The following is a 20,844-nucleotide window of genomic DNA, read 5'->3' as shown; positions in this document are numbered from 1 at the left end:
GTGAGGTTCCATGCTGCCGTCACGTCGCCCCGCCCGCCGTCCCCTCGCCGCGCTGAGCGTGCTCGTCGCCGCCGCGACGCTCGCGCTGGCGGGCTGCTCCGCCGACACGACGCCGTCCGACGCGGGCGCCGGGGCGTCCGCGGAGCCCGGCGCGACCGCCTCCGAGACCGCCACCGAGCGGGTCGTGACGACCGACCAGGGCGACGTCACCGTCCCGACCGACCCGCAGCGCGTCGTCGTGCTCAACCACGCCCTCGCCGGGTACCTGTACGCGCTCGACGTGCCGGTGCTCGCCACGGTCCCCGAGGTGACCGACGACCCGGACCCGAAGTTCTCCACCTTCTGGGCCGAGGAGGCCGAGGCCGACGGCACCGAGCTCATCGAGTGGAGCGCCGACGGCTTCAACCTCGAGGCGATCCTCGCCCTCGAGCCGGACCTCATCGTGGGCGGCGGCTGGGGCTTCCCGCTCAAGCAGGCCACCGACGTCTACGACGGCCTGAGCCAGATGGCCCCCACCGTCCTCGTCAGTGGCACGTACACGACGTGGCAGGAGCAGTTCGCGTTCCTCGCGCAGGACGTGTTCGACGACGCCGCGACGTACGACGAGCTCGTCGCCGGGTACGACGCGCGCGTCGCCGAGGTGGCGGACGCGATCACCGTCCCCGAGGGCGACACGGCCTTCCTGGCGCTGACGTCGGAGGGCAAGACGTTCGCCCTCATCGAGGGCGAGGCGCTGCCGAACACGTTCGCGGACCTCGGCTTCGCGATCCAGCCGATCCAGGAGCAGACCGGCGCCGAGCCCTACACGCCCGGGGGCGACATGTTCGAGGTCTCGGCAGAGCAGGTGACGTCCGTGGTCAGCGCGCCGAACGTGTTCGTCATCGGGTTCAACGGCGCCGAGATCGACGTCGACGCCCTCGCCGCCGACCCGGTGTTCGCGGGCCTGCCGTCGTTCGCGGCCGGCACGGCGCACGAGCTGCCCACGTGGACGATCCGCGGGGACTACCACGAGGCCATGGCCCTGCTCGACGTCGTCGAGGAGCAGTTCTCCTGATGGCCCAGCACCGCCTGCGCACGCACCCGCTGGTGCTGCGGCGCGTCGAGGTCGCGCGCGTCGTCGACGTCACGCCCCGCATGCGCCGGGTCACGCTCGTCGGGCCCGAGCTCGGGGCCTTCGAGCGCCACGGGCTGCCGATGCCCGCGTTCGACGCGCCGTGGTTCGACGACCACGTGAAGATCGTGCTCGCGTCCGACGGCGACGTCGCCTCCGCGCTGCCCGTGCAGCGCGCGCACGGGATCGACTGGCCGTCGGCCCCCAACCGACAGGGTCGCGACTACACGCCGCGCCGCTGGGACGCGGCGGCGGGCGAGCTCGACCTCGACCTCGTGCTGCACGGCGACGGCCCGGCCGCGACGTGGGCCCAGGCGGCGCGCCCGGGCGGCGAGCTGTGGTTCGTCGGGCCCAAGGCGTCGACCGTCTGGCCCGACGACGTCGACTGGGCGCTGCTCGCCGGCGACGAGACGGCGCTGCCCGCGATCGGACGCTTCCTCGACGAACGACCGGTCGACGTGCCCGTGCAGGTCGTCGTGACGATCGGTGCCGAGGCGGCCCGGCAGGACCTCGCGCTGCGCGCGGGCGACACCGTGCGGTGGGTCGTCGCACCGGAGGGCGACCGCGCCGCGCTCGACGACGCCGTGCGCGACCTCGACTGGTGGCCCGGCCAGGTCTACGCGTGGGCGGCGAGCGAGAGCCGCACGCTCCTGCCTGTGCGGCGCTACCTGACGCGCGAGCGCGCCGTGCCGCGCACGCACGTCGACGTCACGGGCTACTGGCACGCCGAGCCGGCTGCCGCCCCGGCGCCGGCCCAGGGGCCTGCGGCCGAGGCGGAGTCGCAGCCCACGGGGGTCCCGTCTCCCGTGCCCTGGTTCGCGACCCGCGCCGCGCTCCAGCTCGGCCTGCTCGACGAGCTGGGCGCGGGGCCTCGCGACCTCACGACCCTCGCCGAGGTGGCGCGCGTCGCGCCGGGCGCGGTCCGCGCCCTGGTGGGCGTGCTCGCGGCATCGGGCGTCGTGACCCGCGACGGCGACGAGGTCGCCCTGGACGACGCGGGTGAGGACCTCCTCGACGACGAGCACGAGCGCGAGGAGTACGAGGGGCTCGAGGCGGACGCCGTCCTGGCGCTCGCCGCGCTCGCCCCCGCGCTGCGGGACGGCGGCCCGGCCTGGTCACGCGCGCGCGGCCGGTCGTTGCGCGCCGAGGTCGAGGCGGACGCCGACCGCGCCGCGGAGGTCGTCGAGGGCGCCGACGTGCTCCCGTACGTGCTCACCGGTCTCGGCACGTGGCCGGTCTGGGCGGACGCCCGGTCCGTCGCGGTCGGCGGTCCCGGCGCGCTGGCCGTCGCGGACCTGCTCGCCGAAGTCCCGGGCGAGCGCTCGACGACGCTCGTCGAGGAGGCGGTCCCGCTCGGAGTCCTGCGCGAGCAGGCCGGAGCGTCCACGACGCACGCCACGGCCGAGACGTGGCCCGCGACCGACGTCGGCGTGAGCGCGCTCGGGACAGGCCACCGCACGGACGACGAGGTCGTCGACCTCCTCGTCGCGATGCGCGCAGCCGCGCCGCGCGCGGTCCTCGTCGAGGACTTCACGCCCGACGGGCTCAGCCCCCACGCGCACGAGCACGCGCTGCTCACGCTGGCGACGACCGGTGCTGCGCCACGCACGCCCGACGACGTCGCCCGGCTCGCGGAGCGCGCGGGCTGGAGCGTCGTACGGCACGAGGCGCTCGGCTGGGGCGTCGAGCGCGTCGAGCTCACGGCCCTGGACGACCCGGCGCAGTGAGTCGCACCGGCATGCGACGAGTCCCGGTCCGTAGACTCGCGCGATGAGTCTTCTCGCTGCTGAGCATGCGCTCCAGGCCGCCCAGCGCGCCGGTGACGTCGACGCGCTGGACGCGTTGCTGCACCCCCGCTGCGTGGGCGTCGGGCCGGACGGGTCCGTCTTCTCCAAGGAGGACGACCTGGAGAGCCACCGCTCGGGTGCGCTGCGGATCACCCGCCTGGAGGAGGAGTCGCTGGACGTCCAGGAGGACGTCGCGAGCGGGGTGACCCGCCTGGTCGCGGCCGTCGAGGCGATCCAGGGCAGCGCCGCGGTCTCCGCTCGGCTGACCTACACGCGCCTCTGGGTGCGGGCGGACGACCGCTGGCAGGTGCTGGCCGCGACGCTCGCACCGGCCTCCGAGCCCACCTGAACCGCGCCGGGCGTCACCCTCCGGTGAACATGTCGATGGTCAGCGGTGCGCCGACTGCGTCGCACGCGTCGCCGAGGTCACCCTCGGCGTCGTCCCACTCCGGGGAGTGCACACCGGTCGACTCCGCGAACGCCCCGGGCGGGAGGGCCGGCGCGACCTGCTGGAGCTCGCCGATCGCGGTCTGCACGGCAGTGTCCCCGTCGGACGGCAGACGATCGAGCACGCGGGCCGCCAGCCGGTACCAGCCGTCGTGCTCCTGCGCGTCCATGCGACCGTCGGCCAGGCTGAGGTCGGCGTTCTCAAGGATCGTCAGGACGTCGCCGTAGGCGGCGCAGGCGGCAGCGTCCTCCGCGGTGTCGTCCCCCGCGGCGTCCTCGACCGCAGCGGCGTCCGGGGCGGCCGGCGGAGCGGCATCGGCCTCACCGTCGCTGTCGCAGCCACTGAGAACCACGGCGCCCAGCACCACCGCCGTCACCACGGCCCACCGCTTCGCTCGCACCTGCGCACGCTCCCGACGTCGATTCTTGGGGGACGACTGACGGCGAGAGTCTGCCGCGAGCACGCCACGACGTCGAGAGACACGCCCAGCGCGCGAGCACCGGTCGGCACGACGCCCCCAGCGCGCCGTGCCGACCGACCCCCTCGTCGTCCCCGTGAGGTCGTGGTGACGGCCGCGCGTCTCAGCCGACCGCGCGGAACGGGCCCCACGAGCCGGCGCCCGGCTCCTGCCCGCGCGACCACCACTGCGCGACCCACACCGCACCGTCGTGCACGACCGCGTCGCCGGCCCGGAACACGCGCGTCGGGGTCCAGACCGGCACGCCGCGCCCGTCGGTGGCGAGCTCCTCCCACGGACCCCACGCCGAGCCCGGGCTCGTTCCCCGCGCGTACCACTGGGCGCGGAACACCGCGCCGTCGTGGACGACGACGTCGCCCGCGCCGTACGTCGCGGTCGGGTCGTAGGCCGGGGCTTCGACCGGGCCGAGACGGCCCGCGCCCGCGGACGACCGCACGATCGCGGGGACGGCCCACGTCGGGTCGATGCTCCCGTGCAGCGTCGGCGTCCAGCGCGCCTCGTCGGCGAGCCGGTCCGCCTCGCCCACCGAGGCGTTGTAGGCCGCGAGGAGGTCGACGGGCTCGCCGTTCACGGTCGAGCCGGTCTCGAAGAGCCGCTCGCCCTTGTACCGGCCGATGATCCGGGCCGGGTCGACGCCCCGGGCGAGCTCGAACGCGTTGTTCTCCGCGTAGATGCTCGAGTCGACGCCCGCGCCCCAGTAGTACTGGAAGATGCCCTCGCGCGTCTGCTCGTACAGCTCGTTGTAGACGTGCACGTCGCCGAACCGCACGCGCGGGGCGCGCTGCCCGACGTCGGTCCACCGGTTGTGGTGGTAGGTCACCTTGTGCTTGCCCGCGTCCTGGGTGCGGCTGTCCGAGGAGCCGAGGATCGCCGTCTTGTCGTGGTCGGAGAAGTGGTTGTACGACACCGTCACGTGGTCCGAGCCGTGCGTGATGTCGAGCAGCCCGTCGTGGATCTCGTACGGGCGGCCGAACACGGTGGGCAGCGACGATGGCGGGCGCTCACCGTCGTCGAACGTGCTGTGATCCACCCACACGTTCTCCGACGTCCACACCGACACGTTGTCGTACGCGGAGTTCCAGTTGCCGGCCTCGCCGTCGCTCGGGTCCCACGCGGGGAAGCAGTCGCGCGCGTCGGAGAAGGTGACGTTGCGGACGATGACGTTGCGCGCGTCGCGGATCCGCAGGCTCGCGCCCACGAGCTGCGCGTCCGCGCCCAGGCCGACGATCGTCACGTTCGACCCGACGTGCTGGAGCGTGAGCCTCGCCTGCTCTCCGGCCGCGACCACGCGCGCGTCCTCGAGCGGACCGACCGGGTCCACCCACCCGTACGTCGCGGGGTCGTAGGCCGCGACGTAGTCGTCCATCGAGAACGGCGCGTCGCTGCCTGCGACCGGGACGGTCACGGCGATCGCCTCGCAGCTGGTCCCGGCGAACGCGTCGATACGTCCGTCGACGTACACGATGCGCGGCGTCGTGTCCGTCCGCGCCCCGGCACCGCCCAGCGCGGCGCGCAGCTCGTCCCAGGTGTCGACGACGTACACGTGCTCGGCGCTCGCCGCGCTCCCGCCCGTGGTGCCGCCGTTCGCGGCGCCCCAGCCGTCGTCCGCGCCGAGCACCTGCCGGCCGAGGTCCGCCGCACCCGGGCCGCCCGGCGTCGCGCCACCTCCTCCCGCGGCGTCCGGCGCTGCGCTGCTCGTCAGCGCGGTCCCCGTCACCGCCATCACGACCACGGTCGCCGCGGCCAGCGGGACCCTCACCCACCGTCCTGCCATCACCCAACTCCTTCGTCGGTGCGAGAAACCGGTTTCACGCCGGCGCCGCCGAGTCTGGCACACGGAGGACGGAAAGCGCTACCCCGCCGGGCTCTCGCCCCGGGTGGCCGCCGAGCGGGTGTCGCGCGCCCCGCTCCAGGCACGCTCGGCGGCGAACGCAGCCGTGAGCGGCCCGACCACGAAGGGCCACGCGCCGAGCACCACCACCGCGGAGCTCTCGCCTGCGTCGAGCGCCGACAGGGCCAGGGTGCCGAGGAGGTTCGGTACCACCGCTGCCGCGAGGGCGACGCTCGCGATCGACCAGAGCGGCAGCGGCTGCGCTCGGTCGACGGGGTCTCGGGCTCGCCCCCGAGCGACGAGGATCCCGACGCACGCGAGCCCGACGGCGGCCAGCGAGACCCCCGCGACCAGCAGCACGGCCCCCACGCCGACGACCTCGACCTCGACCGGCGGGCTGCTCGAGCGCGTGGGTGGCTGGACCGACCAGAGCAGCCGACGCGACGGCGCGGCGAGCACCAGCAGGACGGCCGCCGCGACGCTCGCCAGCCAGACCACGCCGGCGCCGACCGCGATGCGCCGCGCCCGGGCGAGCGCCCACCGTGCCGCGGCGACGCGAGCGGCCCGCGCCGTCGCGCGCCGCTCACCCCGACGGGGTCGCCCTCGTGACACCACGGGCACAGTGTGCCGTGCGCCGGGACGTCGGAGTGCGCGGACGTCACCCGCGCGCGGACCGGCGAGCCAGGCCCGGGGCGGCGAGGGCGACGAGCACCGCGGTCGCGGCGGCGAAGACGACGACCATGAGCCGCAGCGGCTCGACGGTCAGCGAGAGGCCCAGGAGCAGCACGGGCACCGCGAGCCCGACGTACGCGACGAGGAAGATCCCCGCGAGCACCTCGCCGCGCCGCTGCGGTTCGGCGAGCGACCCCGCCGTCGCGAGAGCGCCGCGGAAGAGGATGCCGACCCCCGCCCCGGCGACGACCGCGCTGGCGACGAAGCCCGACAGGGACGCGAGCCCGACCGACACGGCGAGGACGACGAGCCCGGACAGCGTCAGCGCGACCGCGAGCACCACCTGCCGCGCCGGGGCGAGCCGCCCCGAGGCGAGCTGCGCGAGAGCGGCGGACGCGAACACCGCGGCGGACACGAGTCCTGCGACGAGTCGCGACTCCTCGTGCATGACCGTGGCGAGGACGCTCGGCGTGAGGGACGTGAAGAGCCCGAACACGGCGAAGCCGGCGAACGCAGCTGCCGCCGCGGCGACGAACGTGCCGCGACCGGACCGCGGCACCGCGACGCGCTGCGGGCGGTAGGCGTACGGGCCGGCTGACGGCGCGACCGTCTCGGGCACGAGCGCGGCGGCGAGCACCGCGGCGGCGAGCAGGACGGCGAACGCGACGTACGGCGTCGTGAGCGGGGCGGGCGCCGCCTGGGCCAGCAGGCCGCCGACGAGAGGCCCGAGCGCGAGGCCGCCGATGTTCGCCAGTCCCGCGACGGCGCTCGCGTCGCGCGAGCCGTCCGGGCGCGCGACGGCCCGCAGCTCGGCGAGGTGCGCCGTCGCCGTCGCGGTGACGGCGCCGATCCCCGCTCCGGAGACGAGCCGCGCGACCACGAGCCCGCCGAGCCCGTCGAGCGCGAGGAACAGCACCGCCGCGACGAGCTCGGCCGCGAGGCCGAGGAGCAGCACGCGCCGGCGCCCGAACCGGTCGCTGAGGTGGCCGACGAGGTAGAGGCTCGCGGCCACCCCGACCGCGTAGGCGGCGAAGACGACGGTCACGGCGACCGTGGGGAGCCCGTCGCGCACCTGGTAGAGGGGGTAGAGCGGGGTCGGGACGGTCGAGAACGCCATCGCGGTGGCGAACGCGAGCGCCACGACGAGGAATCCGGAGCCGTGGGAGACGACCGGACGCCGCCGGGTCGCCAGCGGCGAGGTTCGGACGACGTCCGGGGTGTGCGTCGAGGTCGAGTTCGAGGTCATGTGCACCACCGTGCGCCCGAACGGGTGATCGCGTCCAACGACTTCTATCGATACGCGTGATCGTCTGGACCGATTTCTGAGTACCCTCGCTCCATGGAGACGCGCCAGCTCGAGTACTTCGTCGCCGTCGCCGAGGAGCTGAGCTTCACGCGCGCCGCCACGCGCGTGTTCGCCGTGCAGTCGAGCGTGTCCGCGGGGGTGCGGGCGCTCGAGGCCGAGCTGGGCGCCCGGCTGTTCGAGCGCACCAAGCGCACCGTCGCGCTCACCTCGCAGGGCGAGGCGCTGCTCCCCCGAGCCCGCGCGGTCCTCGACGCCGTCGACGAGGCGCGCGCCGTCGTCGCGCCCGGCCCGCACCTCGTGCGCGGCACCGTCCGCCTCGGGGTCTTCACCAACCTCGGCTACCTCGGCCTGCCGCGCGTGCTCGCGGCGTTCCGCGAGCACCACCCCGGCGTCGAGCTGCGCCTGACGCCGAGTCCTGCCGGCTCGACGGGACTCGGGGAGGACGTGCGCCGCGGGGTCGTCGACGTCGCGTTCACGGGGTTGGACCCGCAGGACCATCCTGGCCTGCAGTACACGCGCCTCACGTCCGCGACGTTCGTCGCGGTCCTGCCCACCGGGCACGCGCTGGCGGAGGCGGCGTCGGTCGCGCCGGGCGACCTGGCCGACGAGCGCGTCGTGACGACGCCGCGCGGGTTCGGCAACCGCGTGGTCGCCGAGCGCGCGTTCGCGCACGCGGGCGTCGCGCCGCGGGCCGACACGGAGGTCGCGGACGTCGGGGACCTGCCCGCGTTCGTGGCCGCGGGGTTCGGGGTCGCGGTGGTGCCGGCCGACATGTACGAGCCCGCCGACGGCGCGGTCGCGGTCCCGCTCGACGCTCCCGAGGCGTGGTCCCTCGGCCTCGTGACACGCCCGCACCCGAGCGCGGCCGCCGCGGCCCTGGTGGCCGGGCTCGTGCACGCGCTGGGGAGCAGGCCGACGCCGGACTGAGGCGCGCTGATAGCATCGGCACGTGCTCATCGAGGTCGACAGACTCTAGCCGCCGAGCCGTCGGCGGCCCGTCCCAGCGCACCCCTCTCGCCCCGGCTCCGTGACGGAGCCCTCGCGGGCGAACCCTCCCGGCTGCTGCCGTGGCTTCGTCGTGCCTGGACCCGCCGCACCGCTCCGCGCCAACCTGTCCTTCCCCAGCACGATCCTGCCCGCGCCCGCGCGGGCACGAGGAGCACCTCATGTCCACCCTGCACCGCTCCGCGGTGACCCTGACCGACCTCTCGTTCGAGTGGCCCGACGGCACCGTCGCGCTCTCGCACCTCACCGGCACGTTCGGCACCGGCCGCACGGGCCTCGTCGGCGACAACGGCGCCGGCAAGTCCACCCTCCTGCGCCTCGTCGCCGGCCTGCTCACGCCGACGTCGGGCCGCGTCACGACCAGCGGCGACGTCGCCTACCTCCCTCAGACGCTGACCCTCGGCCAGGGCGCGAGCGTCGCGCGCCTCCTCGGCATCGACGGCACGCTCGCCGCGCTGCGCGCCATCGAGTCCGGGGAGGTGGACGTGCGCCACTTCGACGCCGTCGGCGACGACTGGGACGTCGAGGCGCGCGCCGCACAGGCGCTCGCCGAGATCGGGCTCGACGGCGTGGGCCTCGACCGGCGCGTGGGCGAGCTGTCCGGCGGCGAGGCGATGCTCGTCGCGATCAGCGGGCTGCGCGTGCGGCGCAGCGCGATCACGCTGCTCGACGAGCCGACGAACAACCTCGACAGAGGCACCCGCGCACGGCTCGCGGCGCTCGTCGACGACTGGCCCGGGACGCTCGTCGTCGTGAGCCACGACCTCGACCTGCTCGAGCACGTGGACGACACGGCGGAGCTGCACGCCGGCCGCCTCAGCACGTTCGGCGGTCCGTACAGCGCGTGGCGCGACCAGCTCGAGGCGGACCAGGCCGCCGCGGCACAGGCCGCGCGGACCGCCGAGCAGACGCTCCGGGCCGAGAAGCGCCAGCGCGTCGAGGCCGAGACCAAGCTCGCACGCCGCGAGCGGACCGCGCGCACCGCCCAGGCGAACCGCACCGGGTCACGCATCTCCATGGGCCTGCGGGCGTCCGCCGCGCAGGTGTCCGCCGGCTCGATGCGCCAGGGCCTGGACGCGAAGGTCCAGGCGGCGCAGGACGCGCTCGACGCCGCGGCGGCCCGCGTGCGCGACGACGAGCACGTGCACCTCGTGCTCCCCGACCCGGACGTGCCACGCGGCCGACGCCTCGCCGAGCTGCGGGGGACGAACCGGACGGTCGTCGTGCAGGGGCCCGAGCGCGTCGCGCTCGTCGGCGCGAACGGGACGGGCAAGACGACGCTCCTGGAGAACCTGCTCGCCGGTCGCGCCCCGGAGCCGGGACGCGCGGGCGGCGTGCTGCTCACCGACCGCGTCGGCTACCTGCCCCAACGGCTCGACGGCCTCGACGACGACCGGAGCGCGCTCGAGAACGTGCGCGACGGGGCGCCCGGCACGGCCCCGGGAACGATCCGCAACCAGCTCGCGCGACTGCTGCTGCGCGGGTCGAGCGTCGACCGCCCGGTGTCCACGCTGTCGGGCGGCGAACGGTTCCGCGTCTCGCTCGCGCGGCTCCTGCTCGCCGAGCCGCCCGCCCAGCTCCTCGTGCTCGACGAACCGACGAACAACCTCGACGTGCGCAGCGTGGACCGGCTCGTGGAGGCCCTGTCGGGTTACGCGGGCGCGCTGCTCGTCGTCAGCCACGACGACGGCTTCCTCGCCCGCCTTGGCGTCGATGTCGTGCTCGAGCTCGACGCCGCGGGTGCCCTGCACGAGGTCCCGGCGGCGCGCCGCTGACGCACCGGACGGCGCCCCGATCACCGCCGGGGCGCCGTCAGACCGGGTCCGGTCACGTCAGGTCAGGTCGGGCGCGTCCCGCACGACGGCGGCCATCGTCGCCGTGGCCGCGGCGTCGGCGTCGGCGTAGGGCCAGCCAGGGCTCGCGACGCGCGCGTGGTCGTTGAGCGCGCCCAGCACGTCGAGCGCCCGAGCGCCCACCGCGCGAGCCTGCGGCGTGAGGCCGCCGCGGATCTTGAGCTGCCCGAGCACGATCGCGACCTGCGCCCGTGCCTCCGCCGCGAGCGCCTCCTCGTCGAGCGCGCCGGAGCGCAGCCCGTCGGACGCGGCCTGCCGTCCGGCGGACCAGACGTCCTCCGGCACCCCGAGGTCCCAGGCGGCGAGGAGCCCGTCGACGAACGCGGGCAGCGCGTCGTCACGACCCTCGGCCGCGTACCACTCCTCGAGGTCCCGCAGCGCGTCGTGCCCCGAGTCGTTGCCGAACGGCGAGAAGTCCTCGCCCTCGTCGTAGAACGGCTCGGGGGCGAGGGACACGAACGCGGGGTGGCTCGTCGCGGGAGACAGGCCCTCGTCGCGGTCGTCGAGGTAGAGCGTCATGGGGGCGACCCTAGACCCGTGCCGGACCGTCGTCGCGCCGTCCGGGTGTCAGTCCCGGTTCCACCGCTCGAGCTTGGACGGGCTGAGCACCACCCACGCCTCGACCACCCGGCCGGACCGCACCGCGACGCTCACGACACCGGTCACGACGCCGTCCTGGCGCACCACGAGGCCCGCGGCGCCGTTCACCGAGCGCGCCGCCACCTCGACGCCCGGGCCGGGGCGCAGGACGCGGCACAGCGCCCGCGCCGTCTCGTCGGCGCCCTCGACCGTCCCGGGCGTCGCGGCGGCGCTGCCCGCCGCGTCGACCCACAGGGTCACCGCCGGGTCCAGCAGCCCGCGCACGGCGGCCCGGTCCCCTGCCGCGGTCGCGCGCAGGAGCACCTCGACGACGCGGTCGTGCGCGGCGCGGTCTGCCTCGAGCCGCGCCACCGCCCTGTCTCGCTGGGGCATGCCGGGCCTACGCGGGGACGGCCGCGAGCTTCTGCGGATTCATCATCCACAGCACGCGGTCGATGCCGTCGGTCGTGGCGCGGACCGTGAGCACGGCGAAGAGCTCCCCGTCGCGCGAGAGCTTGACGGCCGGGTACCCGTTGACGTCGGCGGGCTCGACCTCGACGCCCGCCCAGAAGTGCTCGGCGAACGCGTGGTGGTACTTCGCGACGCGCGGGCGCCCGACGACCGGGAACTTCGACGCGCGGACCACGCCCCCGCCGTCGGAGTAGGAGATCACGTCCTCGGCGAAGAGCTGCTCCAGGAGCGCGACGTCGCCCGCCTTGGCCGCCGCGACGAAGGCGGTGAGCAGACGGCGCTGGGCCTCCGGGGCGACGGGCGTGCGGCGCTCCTCGCCGAGGTGGCGGCGCGCCCGGCTCACGAGCTGGCGCACGCTGGCCTGCGAGTGCCCGATGATCTCCGCGATCTGCTCGTACGGGTAGTCGAACGCCTCGCGCAGCACGTACGCCGCACGCTCGGTCGGGGTGAGCTTCTCAAGCAGCATGAGCAGCGCGACCTCGAGCGCCTCGCCCCGCTCGGCGCCGAGCGTCGGGTCGGCGCTCGTGTCCACGGGCTCGGGCAGCCACGGGCCGATGTACGTCTCGCGGCGCACGCGCGCGGACTGGGCGACGTTGATCGCGAGGCGGGTCACCGTCGTGGTGAGGAACGCGTCCGGGTTGCGCACGGTGGACCGGTCGTACGTCTGCCAGCGCACCCAGGCGTCCTGGAGCACGTCGTCGGCCTCGGCCGCGCTGCCCAGGATCCGGTACGCGATGCCGAACAGCCGGCGCCGCGCCGCGCTGAACTGCCGCTCCGCCGACTCCAGGTCCGTCCCTCGTCCGTCCACGTCCGACATCCTCGCCCGCCCTCGCCTCGCCGTGAAGCCCTGCCGGTCGGCAGGACGCTCTCGTGGTCCCGACCGGACAGGGTCCGGATCTGTGACAAGGGCACGACGAACGGGCCGTGCGTGGGTCCGGCGGCGGGTGGGACCAGCCGCGATCTGCTTGGCGCGTACCCACGAAGGGCCGCCTGAAACCCGGTGCTCCCGCTCTTACCTCACGACTCGACCGGACCCGTCCGACGCGCGTCGTCCTGCTGCCGTCTCGACCGGGCGAGCGTCTGGCGTGTGACACGCGGCCCGCCACGCACGAGTCCTGCGTGCGTTCTTCGTGGTGCTCTGGCCCGGCGGTCCGGAGGCTGGAGGGGCAGGGGACGACCGATCGCACGAAGGAGAGATGACCATGAGCAAACCCGTCCTGGAACCGGAGGCACAGGCGTTCGCCGACGCCGTCGCGACACCCCCGTTCGTCGACGAGCTCGGCCCCGAGCGCGCCCGCAAGGTCCTCGACGACCTGCAGGCGCAGCTCATCGAGATGGCACAGGTGGAGGAGGTCTGGGTGACGGTCCCCGCGGGCGACGGCTCGGTCCGGGTCCGCGTCGTCAAGCCCCGTGGCACGACCGGGACCCTGCCCGTCGTCCTGTACATGCACGGCGGCGGTTGGGTGCTCGGCGACGCCGGCACGCACGACCGCCTGGTGCGCGAGCTCGCGGTGGGCGCCCGGGCCGCCGTGGCGTTCGTCGAGTACGACCGCTCCCCCGAGGCCCGCTACCCCGTCGCTCTCGAGCAGGGGTACGCGGCGGCGCGATGGATCACGACCGAGGGCGCCACCCTTGGTCTCGACGCGTCCCGCCTCGCCGTCGCGGGTGACTCGGTGGGCGGGAACCTGACCGCCGCGCTCACGCTGCTCGCCAAGCAGCGAGGTGACGTGACGTTCGTCCACCAGTCGCTGTACTACCCCGTGACCGACGCGGCGCAGGACACGGCCAGCTACCGCGAGTTCAAGGACGGCCCGCACCTCACGGCCCGGGCCATGGCGTGGTTCTGGGACAGCTACCTGCCCGACGTCGACCGCCGGTCCGAGATCACGGCGTCACCGCTGCGCGCCTCGCTCGACGACCTCGCGGGCCTTCCGCCCGCGTTCGTGATCGTCGACGAGAACGACGTGCTGCGCGACGAGGGCGAGGCGTACGCGCGTCGGCTGCTCCAGGCGGGCGTCCCGACGACGAGCCTGCGCTACAACGGCACGATCCACGACTTCATGATGCTCAACCCGTTGCGCCCGACGCGTGCCACCACGGCCGCGGTCGAGCAGGCGGTACACGTGCTGCGCACCGCGCTCGGCACCCTCTGACCGGTCATGACCCGGTCCTCGCCCGCGCCGTCCGGTCGCCGGGCGGCCTTTCCCGCACCGAGAGAAGGAAGAACTATGACTACCACCCAGCCCCTCGTCCTCCTGGTCCACGGCGCGTTCGCCGGCTCCGACAGCTGGGACGGGGTCGTCGAGCGCCTCCTCGCGCGCTCGGTCGACGTCGTCGCCCTCGCCAACCCGCTGCGCTCCGTCACGGGCGACGCCGCGTACGTCCGCGACGTGGTCACGGCGGTCGACCGTCCGGTCGTCCTCGTCGGGCACTCCTACGGCGGCATCGTGGTGACCGGCGCCGCCGCGGACAACGAGGCCGTCAAGGCCCTCGTCTACGTCGGGGCGTTCGCGCCCGACGCCGGGGAGTCCGCCCTCCAGCTCTCGGGCAAGTTCCCGGGCAGCACGCTGGGCGACACCCTGATCGGCTACCCGCTCACGAGCGGGGGCAACGAGCTGCGGATCCGCGGCGACGCGTTCCCGTCGCAGTTCGCGGCCGACGTCCCCGTCGAGCGCGCCGTGGTCATGGGCGCCGAGCAGCGTCCCGTCACCGAGCTCGCGCTGAGCGAGGGCCTGCCCGGCACCGACGCGGCCTGGCGGCACGTGCCGTCGTGGTTCGTCTACGGCGAGGAGGACCGGAACATCCCCGCCGAGCTCCAGCGCTTCATGGCCGAGCGTGCCGGGTCGCGCGGGATCACCGCGGTCGCCGGCGGGTCGCACGCCCTGTCGGTGTCGCGCCCCGCGGAGGTCGCGGCCACGATCATGGACGCGGTCGCCGCCGTCTCCTGACGCGCCGACCGGCGCGGCCCCCGTCGTCCCGGCGACGGGGGCCGCCGTCGTCCCCGGTCCGGACGAGGGCGCCTGCCGCGCGCGCGGCGGCGAGGCCCTCGGCGTCGCCCGAGCCCTCGAAGAGCTCGACGGCCCGCGCCAGGTCAGCGCGCGCGCCCGCGTGGTCGGCCTCGGCGCGTCGAGCGCGGGCGCGGTACACGTGCATGTGCGCCGCCGACGGCCGGGCGCCCTGCGCCAGGAAGCCCGTGATCGCCTCGGCGGCGACGTGGCGCGTGGTCGCCCAGTCCTGCCGGTCGAGGCTGATGCGCGCGATCGCGCCGAGCGCGTGCAGCGCGGTGAACTCGGCGACCTGCCCGCGCGGTGCGGTGCGGGGGTCGCGCACGAGCGCGACGACGTCGCGCAAGTTGGCGATCGCCTCCTCCTCCCGGCCCAGCCCGGCGAGCCCCTGGGAGCGCTGGAAGAGCGCCTGCGGCAGGCCCTCGCGGTCGCCGGCGCGCCGGAAGAGGTCGGCCGCCTCCTCCGACGCCGCCACGCACAGCTCACGGTCGCCGGCCGCGCTCGCGCACCATCCCACGTAGTAGGCCGCCCAGGCGCGCAGGCCCGGGTCGCCGTCGCGCTCGGCCGACTTCCGCGCACTCCGGGCAGCGGCCATTCCCGCGACCACGTCGCCCTGGCAGTGCACCGCCGCCCAGGCGAGATAGCCCTGGTGGGTCGCGAGCAGCGCGTCGTCGCCGAGCGCCGCCGCCGCGGCGGCCGACGCCCCGTAGACCTCATGCCAGTGGCCCCAGTAGGGCCACAGGTCGGAGAACCAGTGCAGGGCCTCCGCGACCTCGACCACGACGGCGTGGTCCCCGCCGCGGGCGGCCCTCTGGAACGCGGCGAACCAGGCTGTCGCCTCGTCGACGAGCCAGGCCCGGGCGCCGTCGCTCGACGCCAGGCCGACGACGTCGGCGGGGTCCGCGGAGCCCTCCCCCAGCACGTCCGGCTCGAACCAGCGTCCGGCCCGCACCGTGGTGCGCAGGAGCCAGGCGTCCGCGCGCCGCCGCACGGCGGCGCGCTCCCCGGCCGGCTCGGCGTCCTCGAGCGCCCGGTGCGCGTAGAGGCGCAGCAGGTCGTGCAACGCGTACCGGTCGTGCTCCGCCGGGCGGACGAGGCTCAGTGACACGAGCTCGTCGAGCAGCTCCTCGGTCGTCCAGACCGGCTGCTCCGCGAGCGTCGCGGCGAGGCCGGTGCCGACGTCGCGCCCGTCGACGAGCGCGAGGCGCCGGAACAGCCGCTGCGCCGCCGGCCCGAGCTGGTCGAACGAGAGGTCGATCGCGGCCCGCACCGAGAGGTCGCCGGCGGACAGCGCGTCGAGGCGCCGGTCGGCGACCGCGAGGCGCGAGGCGAGCGCGTCGACCGTCCACGTCGCGCGGCTCGCGAGCCGGTTCGCCGCGATGCGCAGGGCGAGCGGGACGTCGTCGCACAGGGCGGCGAGGCGCGCGAGGTCGTCCGCGGACGCCTGCTGCTGCGGGACGAGGCGCGCGAGGAGGGTGCGCGAGTCGTCGGGGCGCAGCGGCCCGAGGTCGACGCGCACGACGTCCTCGAGCCCTTCGAGGTGCCGCCGGCTCGTGACGAGCACCGCCGCCGGTGCCGCCGACGGCAGCGCGGCGCGCACCTGCGCCTCGTCGTGCGCGTCGTCGAGCACGACGAGGACGCGCCGGCCGTCGAGGAGCGCGCGCAGCCGGGCCGGGTCGGAGCTGCCCCGCGTGCCCGTCCCGACGAGCGCCTGGACGAGCCGCGCGACGACGCTTCCGGGGCTGACCGCGTCGGGAGACGTGCCCGCGAGCTCGAGGAAGAGCTGGTCGTCGAACTCGCCCTGGAGTCGCTGCGCGGCGCGGACCGCGAGGCTCGTCTTGCCGTATCCCGGTGGTCCCGTGACCACGACGACGGGCGCGGGCGACCCCGGGGCCGCCCGCAGCGCGCGCGTCACCCGGTCGAGCTCGTGCTCGCGCCCGGTGAAGTCGGCCGCGCCGCGCGGCAGCGGCAGCCGCCAACCGGGCCCGGGGCGGGACCGGCGTCGTCCCTCGCGCGCCGCGCGCAGGACGAGCGCCCGGTCCTCCTCGTCGAGGTCGAGCGCGTCGACGACCGCGAGCATCGTCCGGTGCTGGGGGCCGAGGGCGGCGCCCCGCTCGATGTCGCTCAGGGTGCGGTCGCTCACGCCCGACAGCTCCGAGAGCCGTTCGAGCGTGAGGTCGGCGGCGAGCCGGAACCGGCGCACCGTCGGGCCCAGCGCTTCCGTGTCCATGCGCGCCTCGCCGTCGTCTCGGGGTGAGTCCTCGGGTGGAGCGGGGACGCGCACCCCGCGGCGTTCGACCGCCGGGCGCGCGTCCGGTCGTGCTAGCGCCCGGCAACCGCCTGCTGCTGGCGCCAGTCCGCGAGGCGGGTGCTCGCGATCACGGCCCCCTCGCCCGGGACGAGCGAGTCCTCGGACAGCGGTGCGCCGAAGTACCGCGCCTGCGGGTCGGCGACGACCTCGCGCGGGTCGCCGAGCGACGCGAGCGTGGTCCGCACGAGCTCGTCGAGGCGGAAGACCTCGGGCCCCGCGACCTCGACGATCCCGCGCACCGGCGCGCCCGTGGCCACGTCCGCGACGGCGACCGCCACGTCGGAGGCGGCGATCGGCTGGAACAGGACGGGAGCGAGGTGCACGACGCCGTCCTGCGTGGCGCCGTCCGTGATCGACTTCAGGAACTCGAAGAACTGCGTCGCGTGGACGATCGAGTACGGCACCGGAGAGCCCGTGACGAGCTCCTCCTGCGCGATCTTCGCGCGGAAGTACCCGCTCTCGGTCAGGCCCTGCGTGCCGACGACGGACAGCGCCACGTGGTGGCGGACGCCGGCCTTCTCCTCGGCCGCCAGGAGGGTGCCCGTCGAGGTGCGGAAGAAGTCGAGGACCGCCTGGTCCTCGAACGAGGGCGAGTTCGAGACGTCCACCACGACGTCCGCGCCCTCCAGCACCTCCGCGACGCCCTCCCCGGTGAGGGTGTTGACGCCCGAGTTGGGCGAGGCGGGCACGGCCTCGTGGCCGCGGTCCCGCAGCACGGTGACGAGCTTCGAACCGATGAGCCCCGTACCGCCGATCACGACGATCTTCATGGTGTCCTCCTGTCGCTGCGTGCGGCGCGCGCCGCCCTGTCACCCCTGTCGACCGGACGCCCGCGCCGCGTGTGACACGTCCCGGCGCCCTCCCCGGCGCAATCTGCTCGATCCCCGTCGGTGACGCGTGCCAGGGTGGTGCCCATGGCCGACACCACCGACGTCCGTCCGGACGCCCTCGACCGGGTCGCCTGGCCCGTGACGACCCCGCGCCTCGTGCTGCGCCGCGCCCGGCGCGAGGACGCCGACTCCCTCTTCGCCTACCGCAGCCTGCCCGCCGTGGACCGCTGGCTCACGCAGCGGTTCACCGACGCCGAGGAGTGGCGCGAGCACCACGCCGATCCCGGCCGGCTCGCGACGACGCTCGTCGTCGAGCTCGACGGCGAGGTCGTGGGCGACCTCTACCTCGCGGTGCGCGACGGCTGGGGCCAGCGCGACGTCGTCGACCGCCCCCGACCGGACGAGGCGGAGATCGGCTGGGCGCTCTCGCCGTCGCACCAGGGGCGGGGGTACGCGACGGAGGCCGTCCAGGGCCTTCTCCGCGTGTGCTTCGAGGACCTGGGCCTGCGGCGGGTCGTCGCGAACGCGTTCCTGGCGAACGAGCCGTCGTGGCGGCTCATGGAGCGCGTCGGCATGCGGCGCGAGGGCGTGGGCGTGCGCGACTCGCTGCACCGCGACCTCGGCTGGGTCGACGGCGTGACGTACGCGCTGCTCGCCGAGGAGCGGCGCGCCGGAGCCTGACCCCACGCCCCAGGAACGCGCTACGTCGCGCTCGACCGCGTCGCGCGCCACATCGCGGCGACGTCCCGGACGGGGTAGCGCAGGTAGGTCCGCTGCGGTCGGGTGCCGCGCACCAGCGCGTCCGTCCCGCCGTCGCAGTACACGACCTGTCCGGTGGTCAAGCGGTTCTCCGCGGAGGCCAGGTGCGCGAGCAGGTGCGCGACGGGCGCGACCGGTCCGGGGGCGCCGAGCGGTTGCGGGAGCGCCGTCTCCAGGAGCGCCCGGTCGCGCTCCCACGTGGCCAGGACGGGCTCCGTCGCGACGATGCCCGGCGCGACGGCGTTGAGGACGATCCCCGCACCGGCCCACTCCTCGCGCACGGCCGTCGTCCGCACCCAGTGGTTCAGCGCGATCTTGCTCGACCGGTACAGCTGGCTCCCCCGCCGCGTCCGGACCAGGTGCCGGGCGATCGCGAGCGCCCGCTCCTCGTCGCCCCGCTCGCAAGCACGGACCAGCGTGCCGCTGCCCCGGTGGAGGGTCGAGGAGGACGACACGACCACGGCCGTCGGCGCGGAGGACGCGACGAGCGCGGGCCGGAGGCCGTCGAGCACCTCGACCGTGCCGAAGTAGTTCAGGGCCACCGTCTCCGGGCGCGGGGCGCCGGACCCTGCGACCGCGACGACGGCGTCGAGCCGGTCGTCCGTCCGCCGACGGACCTGCTCGACCAGCGCGGCGCGACCCGTCCGGGTCGTGAGGTCGGCGCGGACGTCGACGTCCGCGCCCACCCCGCACGCGACGACCTCGCCGGTCCTGGCGAGGAGCCGGGCGACCTCTCGCCCGAGGCCGGAGTCCGCTCCGGTGACGACGTAGCGACGGGGGTGGCGGGTGTGCTCCATGGACCCACCCTGCCAGGACGCCGCGCTCGCCGGCTTCCGGGACTGAGCGACCCGGGATGTCGGTGCGCCCGGCCACGGTCGCCCCGAGCGCCTCGCACCGGGACGTCGCACCCGACCGGGCGGAGCCTGCGCACGCCCGTGACCGCCGACGACCTCGACGCCGCGACCGCGAGCGTGGCCCGGGCGCGGGGACCCCGTGCGGGCATGCGAGCGGCCCGCCCCCGGGTGAGGCTGTGACTCCGCCGCACCACCGTCCGAGGAGTCGTCGATGTCCGGCACCTCCGCCCGCGGGGCGGTCCCCACCAGCACCGTCCACGCGCGGGCCGGGCTCGTCCCGGGCGACGTGGTGCGCGCGGCGGCGGCGGCGAGCGTCGTGGTCGCCGTGGGCCTGGACGGCGTCGCGGTCGCGCTCTTCCTGCTGGTCCTGGGCGCCACGATGGTGCCGCGTGCGCTCGGGCTCGCCGCTCCCCTGGACGTGGCGTACGGCGCCACGCTCCTCGCCTCGGCCTGGGCCGCGCAGCTCGAGTGGTACCGCGCCGTGCCGTGGCTCGACCTCCCCGTCCACGCCGCGTGCACCGGCCTCGTCGCCGCCGTCGCGTACGTCGCCCTCGTCCGCGCGGGCATGCTCGCCGACCCGGGCACGCTGCGTCCCGGACGGGCCAGGGCCGGCGTCCTCGTCGTGACCACCGGACTGGGCGCGGTGCTCGCGATCCTGTGGGAGCTCGGCGAGTGGGCCGGGCACACGTACCTCGACGACCGCATCGGCGTCGGCTACGGCGACACCGTGACCGACCTCGCCGCCGGGCTGCTCGGCGCCGTCGTCGCGGGACTCCTCGTGCCCGCGTCCCTCCGGCGCGGAGGGACGCCGTGAGCCGCCCCACGGTGTCCGTCGTCGTCCCCGTCCGGGACGACGCCGACGCGCTCGACCGGTGCCTCGCCCTGCTCGCCCGCCAGACGGTCGCACCGCTCGAGGTCGTGGTCGTCGACAACGCCTCGAGCGACGACTCGGCGCTCGTCGCGCGCCGCTGGGGCGCGGTCGTGGTGCGCGAGGCCCGCGTGGGCATCCCCGCGGCGGCCGCCGCCGGGTACGACGCGGCGCGCGGCGACGTCATCGCCCGCCTCGACGCCGACTCGCGCCCGGACGCCGGCTGGGTGCAGCGGGTCGTCGACCGCATGGCTGCCGACCCCTCGCTCGACGCCATGACCGGCACCGGGACGTTCGACGACCTGCCGCGCGGCGCGCGCACGGCCGTCGCGATCGCCTACCTCGGCGCGTACTACGTCCTGTGCCACCTCGCCCTCGGGCACACCGCGCTCTGGGGGTCGTGCATGGCGCTGCGCCGCACGGCCTGGGCGGCGGTGCGCGACGTCGTCGTGCGCGAGGACCCGGAGGTGCACGACGACCTGGACCTCTCCTTCCGCCTCGGGCCACGGCGGCGCACCGCCCTCGTCCGGTCGTGGCGCGTCGGCGTCTCGGCGCGGTCGCTCCGGGGACGGCGCCAACGGCGGCGCCGTCTCGACCGTGCGTGGCGCACGCTGCGCGTCAACTGGTCGGTCGCGCCCCCGTGGGAACGGTGGCGCGACCGCTGGCGCTGACTGCG

Annotated in this window: 20 protein-coding genes; 10 read left to right on the top strand and 10 right to left on the bottom strand. The window is 75.7% G+C overall.

The window, feature by feature from the left end:
- Nucleotides 1-10: 10 nt before the first annotated feature.
- From AC6CH9_RS04725 to AC6CH9_RS04715, 3 genes are read left to right on the top strand one after another with little or no spacing between them, the layout of a single operon-like run.
- Entirely contained in the window at nucleotides 11-1,054 is a 1,044-nt protein-coding gene (locus tag AC6CH9_RS04725; RefSeq protein WP_498153875.1) for an ABC transporter substrate-binding protein, read from the top strand.
- Nucleotides 1,054-2,838: an SIP domain-containing protein gene (locus AC6CH9_RS04720; RefSeq protein ID WP_498153874.1), complete on the top strand. Its 1,785-nt coding sequence runs from the start codon at nucleotides 1,054-1,056 to the stop codon at nucleotides 2,836-2,838. The genes AC6CH9_RS04725 and AC6CH9_RS04720 overlap by 1 nt, the downstream gene beginning before the upstream one ends.
- Nucleotides 2,839-2,881: 43 nt before the next feature.
- A complete protein-coding gene (locus tag AC6CH9_RS04715; protein WP_498153873.1) occupies nucleotides 2,882-3,247 on the top strand; it encodes a nuclear transport factor 2 family protein in 366 nt (121 codons plus the stop codon).
- Between the two features lie 13 nt (nucleotides 3,248-3,260).
- On the opposite strand, the gene AC6CH9_RS04710 is transcribed toward AC6CH9_RS04715, so the two are convergent.
- The 4 genes from AC6CH9_RS04710 to AC6CH9_RS04695 form a co-directional block, all read right to left on the bottom strand.
- The gene (locus tag AC6CH9_RS04710) at nucleotides 3,261-3,746 is read right to left on the bottom strand and encodes a hypothetical protein (RefSeq protein ID WP_498153872.1); all 486 of its coding nucleotides are present in this window, start codon (nucleotides 3,744-3,746) and stop codon (nucleotides 3,261-3,263) included.
- 181 nt (nucleotides 3,747-3,927) lie between these two features.
- Entirely contained in the window at nucleotides 3,928-5,598 is a 1,671-nt protein-coding gene (locus AC6CH9_RS04705) for a pectate lyase family protein (RefSeq protein ID WP_498153871.1), read from the bottom strand.
- Nucleotides 5,599-5,676: 78 nt separating this feature from the next.
- Nucleotides 5,677-6,270, bottom strand: a complete 594-nt coding sequence (locus AC6CH9_RS04700) for a hypothetical protein (protein ID WP_498153870.1) — start codon at nucleotides 6,268-6,270, stop codon at nucleotides 5,677-5,679.
- A gap of 43 nt (nucleotides 6,271-6,313) precedes the next feature.
- Nucleotides 6,314-7,573, bottom strand: a complete 1,260-nt coding sequence (locus tag AC6CH9_RS04695; protein ID WP_498153869.1) for an MFS transporter — start codon at nucleotides 7,571-7,573, stop codon at nucleotides 6,314-6,316.
- Nucleotides 7,574-7,666: 93 nt separating this feature from the next.
- Here AC6CH9_RS04695 and AC6CH9_RS04690 point away from each other — a divergent pair, with 93 nt between their 5' ends.
- Together AC6CH9_RS04690 and AC6CH9_RS04685 are read left to right on the top strand one after the other, a co-directional pair.
- Entirely contained in the window at nucleotides 7,667-8,560 is an 894-nt protein-coding gene (locus tag AC6CH9_RS04690; RefSeq protein WP_498153868.1) for a LysR family transcriptional regulator, read from the top strand.
- 239 nt (nucleotides 8,561-8,799) lie between these two features.
- The gene (locus tag AC6CH9_RS04685) at nucleotides 8,800-10,413 is read left to right on the top strand and encodes an ABC-F family ATP-binding cassette domain-containing protein (RefSeq protein ID WP_498153867.1); all 1,614 of its coding nucleotides are present in this window, start codon (nucleotides 8,800-8,802) and stop codon (nucleotides 10,411-10,413) included.
- A 57-nt stretch (nucleotides 10,414-10,470) separates the two neighbouring features.
- On the opposite strand, the gene AC6CH9_RS04680 is transcribed toward AC6CH9_RS04685, so the two are convergent.
- The 3 genes from AC6CH9_RS04680 to AC6CH9_RS04670 are packed head-to-tail and all read right to left on the bottom strand — an operon-like array spanning nucleotide 10,471 to nucleotide 12,349.
- Entirely contained in the window at nucleotides 10,471-11,010 is a 540-nt protein-coding gene (locus AC6CH9_RS04680; protein ID WP_498153866.1) for a hypothetical protein, read from the bottom strand.
- A gap of 48 nt (nucleotides 11,011-11,058) precedes the next feature.
- The gene (locus tag AC6CH9_RS04675; RefSeq protein WP_498153865.1) at nucleotides 11,059-11,463 is read right to left on the bottom strand and encodes a sigma-70 family RNA polymerase sigma factor family protein; all 405 of its coding nucleotides are present in this window, start codon (nucleotides 11,461-11,463) and stop codon (nucleotides 11,059-11,061) included.
- Nucleotides 11,464-11,470: 7 nt separating this feature from the next.
- Complete coding sequence (locus tag AC6CH9_RS04670; protein ID WP_498153864.1) at nucleotides 11,471-12,349, bottom strand: RNA polymerase sigma-70 factor; 879 nt, start codon at nucleotides 12,347-12,349, stop codon at nucleotides 11,471-11,473.
- Nucleotides 12,350-12,743: 394 nt separating this feature from the next.
- Between AC6CH9_RS04670 and AC6CH9_RS04665 the strand changes: the two genes are divergently transcribed.
- Entirely contained in the window at nucleotides 12,744-13,694 is a 951-nt protein-coding gene (locus AC6CH9_RS04665) for an alpha/beta hydrolase (RefSeq protein ID WP_498153863.1), read from the top strand.
- 75 nt (nucleotides 13,695-13,769) lie between these two features.
- Nucleotides 13,770-14,489, top strand: coding sequence for an alpha/beta fold hydrolase (locus AC6CH9_RS04660; RefSeq protein WP_498153862.1), 720 nt, complete (start codon nucleotides 13,770-13,772; stop codon nucleotides 14,487-14,489).
- On the opposite strand, the gene AC6CH9_RS04655 is transcribed toward AC6CH9_RS04660, so the two are convergent.
- Complete coding sequence (locus tag AC6CH9_RS04655) at nucleotides 14,461-16,776, bottom strand: ATP-binding protein (RefSeq protein ID WP_498153861.1); 2,316 nt, start codon at nucleotides 16,774-16,776, stop codon at nucleotides 14,461-14,463. The genes AC6CH9_RS04660 and AC6CH9_RS04655 overlap by 29 nt on opposite strands.
- 92 nt (nucleotides 16,777-16,868) lie before the next feature.
- Nucleotides 16,869-17,627 carry an SDR family oxidoreductase gene (locus tag AC6CH9_RS04650; protein WP_498153860.1) on the bottom strand — a complete coding sequence of 253 codons (759 nt, stop codon included), beginning with the start codon at nucleotides 17,625-17,627 and terminating at the stop codon, nucleotides 16,869-16,871.
- 144 nt (nucleotides 17,628-17,771) lie between these two features.
- Between AC6CH9_RS04650 and AC6CH9_RS04645 the strand changes: the two genes are divergently transcribed.
- Entirely contained in the window at nucleotides 17,772-18,368 is a 597-nt protein-coding gene (locus tag AC6CH9_RS04645; RefSeq protein WP_498153859.1) for a GNAT family N-acetyltransferase, read from the top strand.
- Between the two features lie 20 nt (nucleotides 18,369-18,388).
- Here AC6CH9_RS04645 and AC6CH9_RS04640 read toward each other — a convergent pair whose 3' ends face one another.
- Nucleotides 18,389-19,243 carry an SDR family oxidoreductase gene (locus tag AC6CH9_RS04640; protein ID WP_498153858.1) on the bottom strand — a complete coding sequence of 285 codons (855 nt, stop codon included), beginning with the start codon at nucleotides 19,241-19,243 and terminating at the stop codon, nucleotides 18,389-18,391.
- Nucleotides 19,244-19,511: 268 nt separating this feature from the next.
- Between AC6CH9_RS04640 and AC6CH9_RS04635 the strand changes: the two genes are divergently transcribed.
- Both AC6CH9_RS04635 and AC6CH9_RS04630 read left to right on the top strand, forming a co-directional pair.
- Nucleotides 19,512-20,114, top strand: a complete 603-nt coding sequence (locus tag AC6CH9_RS04635; protein WP_498153857.1) for a DUF2238 domain-containing protein — start codon at nucleotides 19,512-19,514, stop codon at nucleotides 20,112-20,114.
- Nucleotides 20,111-20,839 carry a glycosyltransferase family 2 protein gene (locus tag AC6CH9_RS04630; RefSeq protein WP_498153856.1) on the top strand — a complete coding sequence of 243 codons (729 nt, stop codon included), beginning with the start codon at nucleotides 20,111-20,113 and terminating at the stop codon, nucleotides 20,837-20,839. Before AC6CH9_RS04635 ends, AC6CH9_RS04630 begins: the two co-directional genes overlap by 4 nt.
- The last annotated feature ends 5 nt before the right edge of the window (nucleotides 20,840-20,844 follow it).

The sequence above is a fragment of the Cellulosimicrobium sp. GQ32 genome (genome assembly GCF_059758455.1).
This window is presented reverse-complemented; position numbering and strand designations above follow the sequence as displayed.

Coding starts and splice junctions, on each gene's coding strand:
- AC6CH9_RS04655 (WP_498153861.1), bottom strand. CDS start 16,776: ATGGACACGGAAGCGCTGGGCCCGACGGTGCGCCGGTTCCGGCTCGCC.
- AC6CH9_RS04715 (WP_498153873.1), top strand. CDS start 2,882: ATGAGTCTTCTCGCTGCTGAGCATGCGCTCCAGGCCGCCCAGCGCGCC.
- AC6CH9_RS04695 (WP_498153869.1), bottom strand. CDS start 7,573: ATGACCTCGAACTCGACCTCGACGCACACCCCGGACGTCGTCCGAACC.
- AC6CH9_RS04685 (WP_498153867.1), top strand. CDS start 8,800: ATGTCCACCCTGCACCGCTCCGCGGTGACCCTGACCGACCTCTCGTTC.
- AC6CH9_RS04645 (WP_498153859.1), top strand. CDS start 17,772: ATGGCCGACACCACCGACGTCCGTCCGGACGCCCTCGACCGGGTCGCC.
- AC6CH9_RS04665 (WP_498153863.1), top strand. CDS start 12,744: ATGAGCAAACCCGTCCTGGAACCGGAGGCACAGGCGTTCGCCGACGCC.
- AC6CH9_RS04720 (WP_498153874.1), top strand. CDS start 1,054: ATGGCCCAGCACCGCCTGCGCACGCACCCGCTGGTGCTGCGGCGCGTC.
- AC6CH9_RS04690 (WP_498153868.1), top strand. CDS start 7,667: ATGGAGACGCGCCAGCTCGAGTACTTCGTCGCCGTCGCCGAGGAGCTG.
- AC6CH9_RS04635 (WP_498153857.1), top strand. CDS start 19,512: ATGTCCGGCACCTCCGCCCGCGGGGCGGTCCCCACCAGCACCGTCCAC.
- AC6CH9_RS04675 (WP_498153865.1), bottom strand. CDS start 11,463: ATGCCCCAGCGAGACAGGGCGGTGGCGCGGCTCGAGGCAGACCGCGCC.
- AC6CH9_RS04705 (WP_498153871.1), bottom strand. CDS start 5,598: ATGGCAGGACGGTGGGTGAGGGTCCCGCTGGCCGCGGCGACCGTGGTC.
- AC6CH9_RS04680 (WP_498153866.1), bottom strand. CDS start 11,010: ATGACGCTCTACCTCGACGACCGCGACGAGGGCCTGTCTCCCGCGACG.
- AC6CH9_RS04640 (WP_498153858.1), bottom strand. CDS start 19,243: ATGGAGCACACCCGCCACCCCCGTCGCTACGTCGTCACCGGAGCGGAC.
- AC6CH9_RS04660 (WP_498153862.1), top strand. CDS start 13,770: ATGACTACCACCCAGCCCCTCGTCCTCCTGGTCCACGGCGCGTTCGCC.
- AC6CH9_RS04650 (WP_498153860.1), bottom strand. CDS start 17,627: ATGAAGATCGTCGTGATCGGCGGTACGGGGCTCATCGGTTCGAAGCTC.
- AC6CH9_RS04725 (WP_498153875.1), top strand. CDS start 11: ATGCTGCCGTCACGTCGCCCCGCCCGCCGTCCCCTCGCCGCGCTGAGC.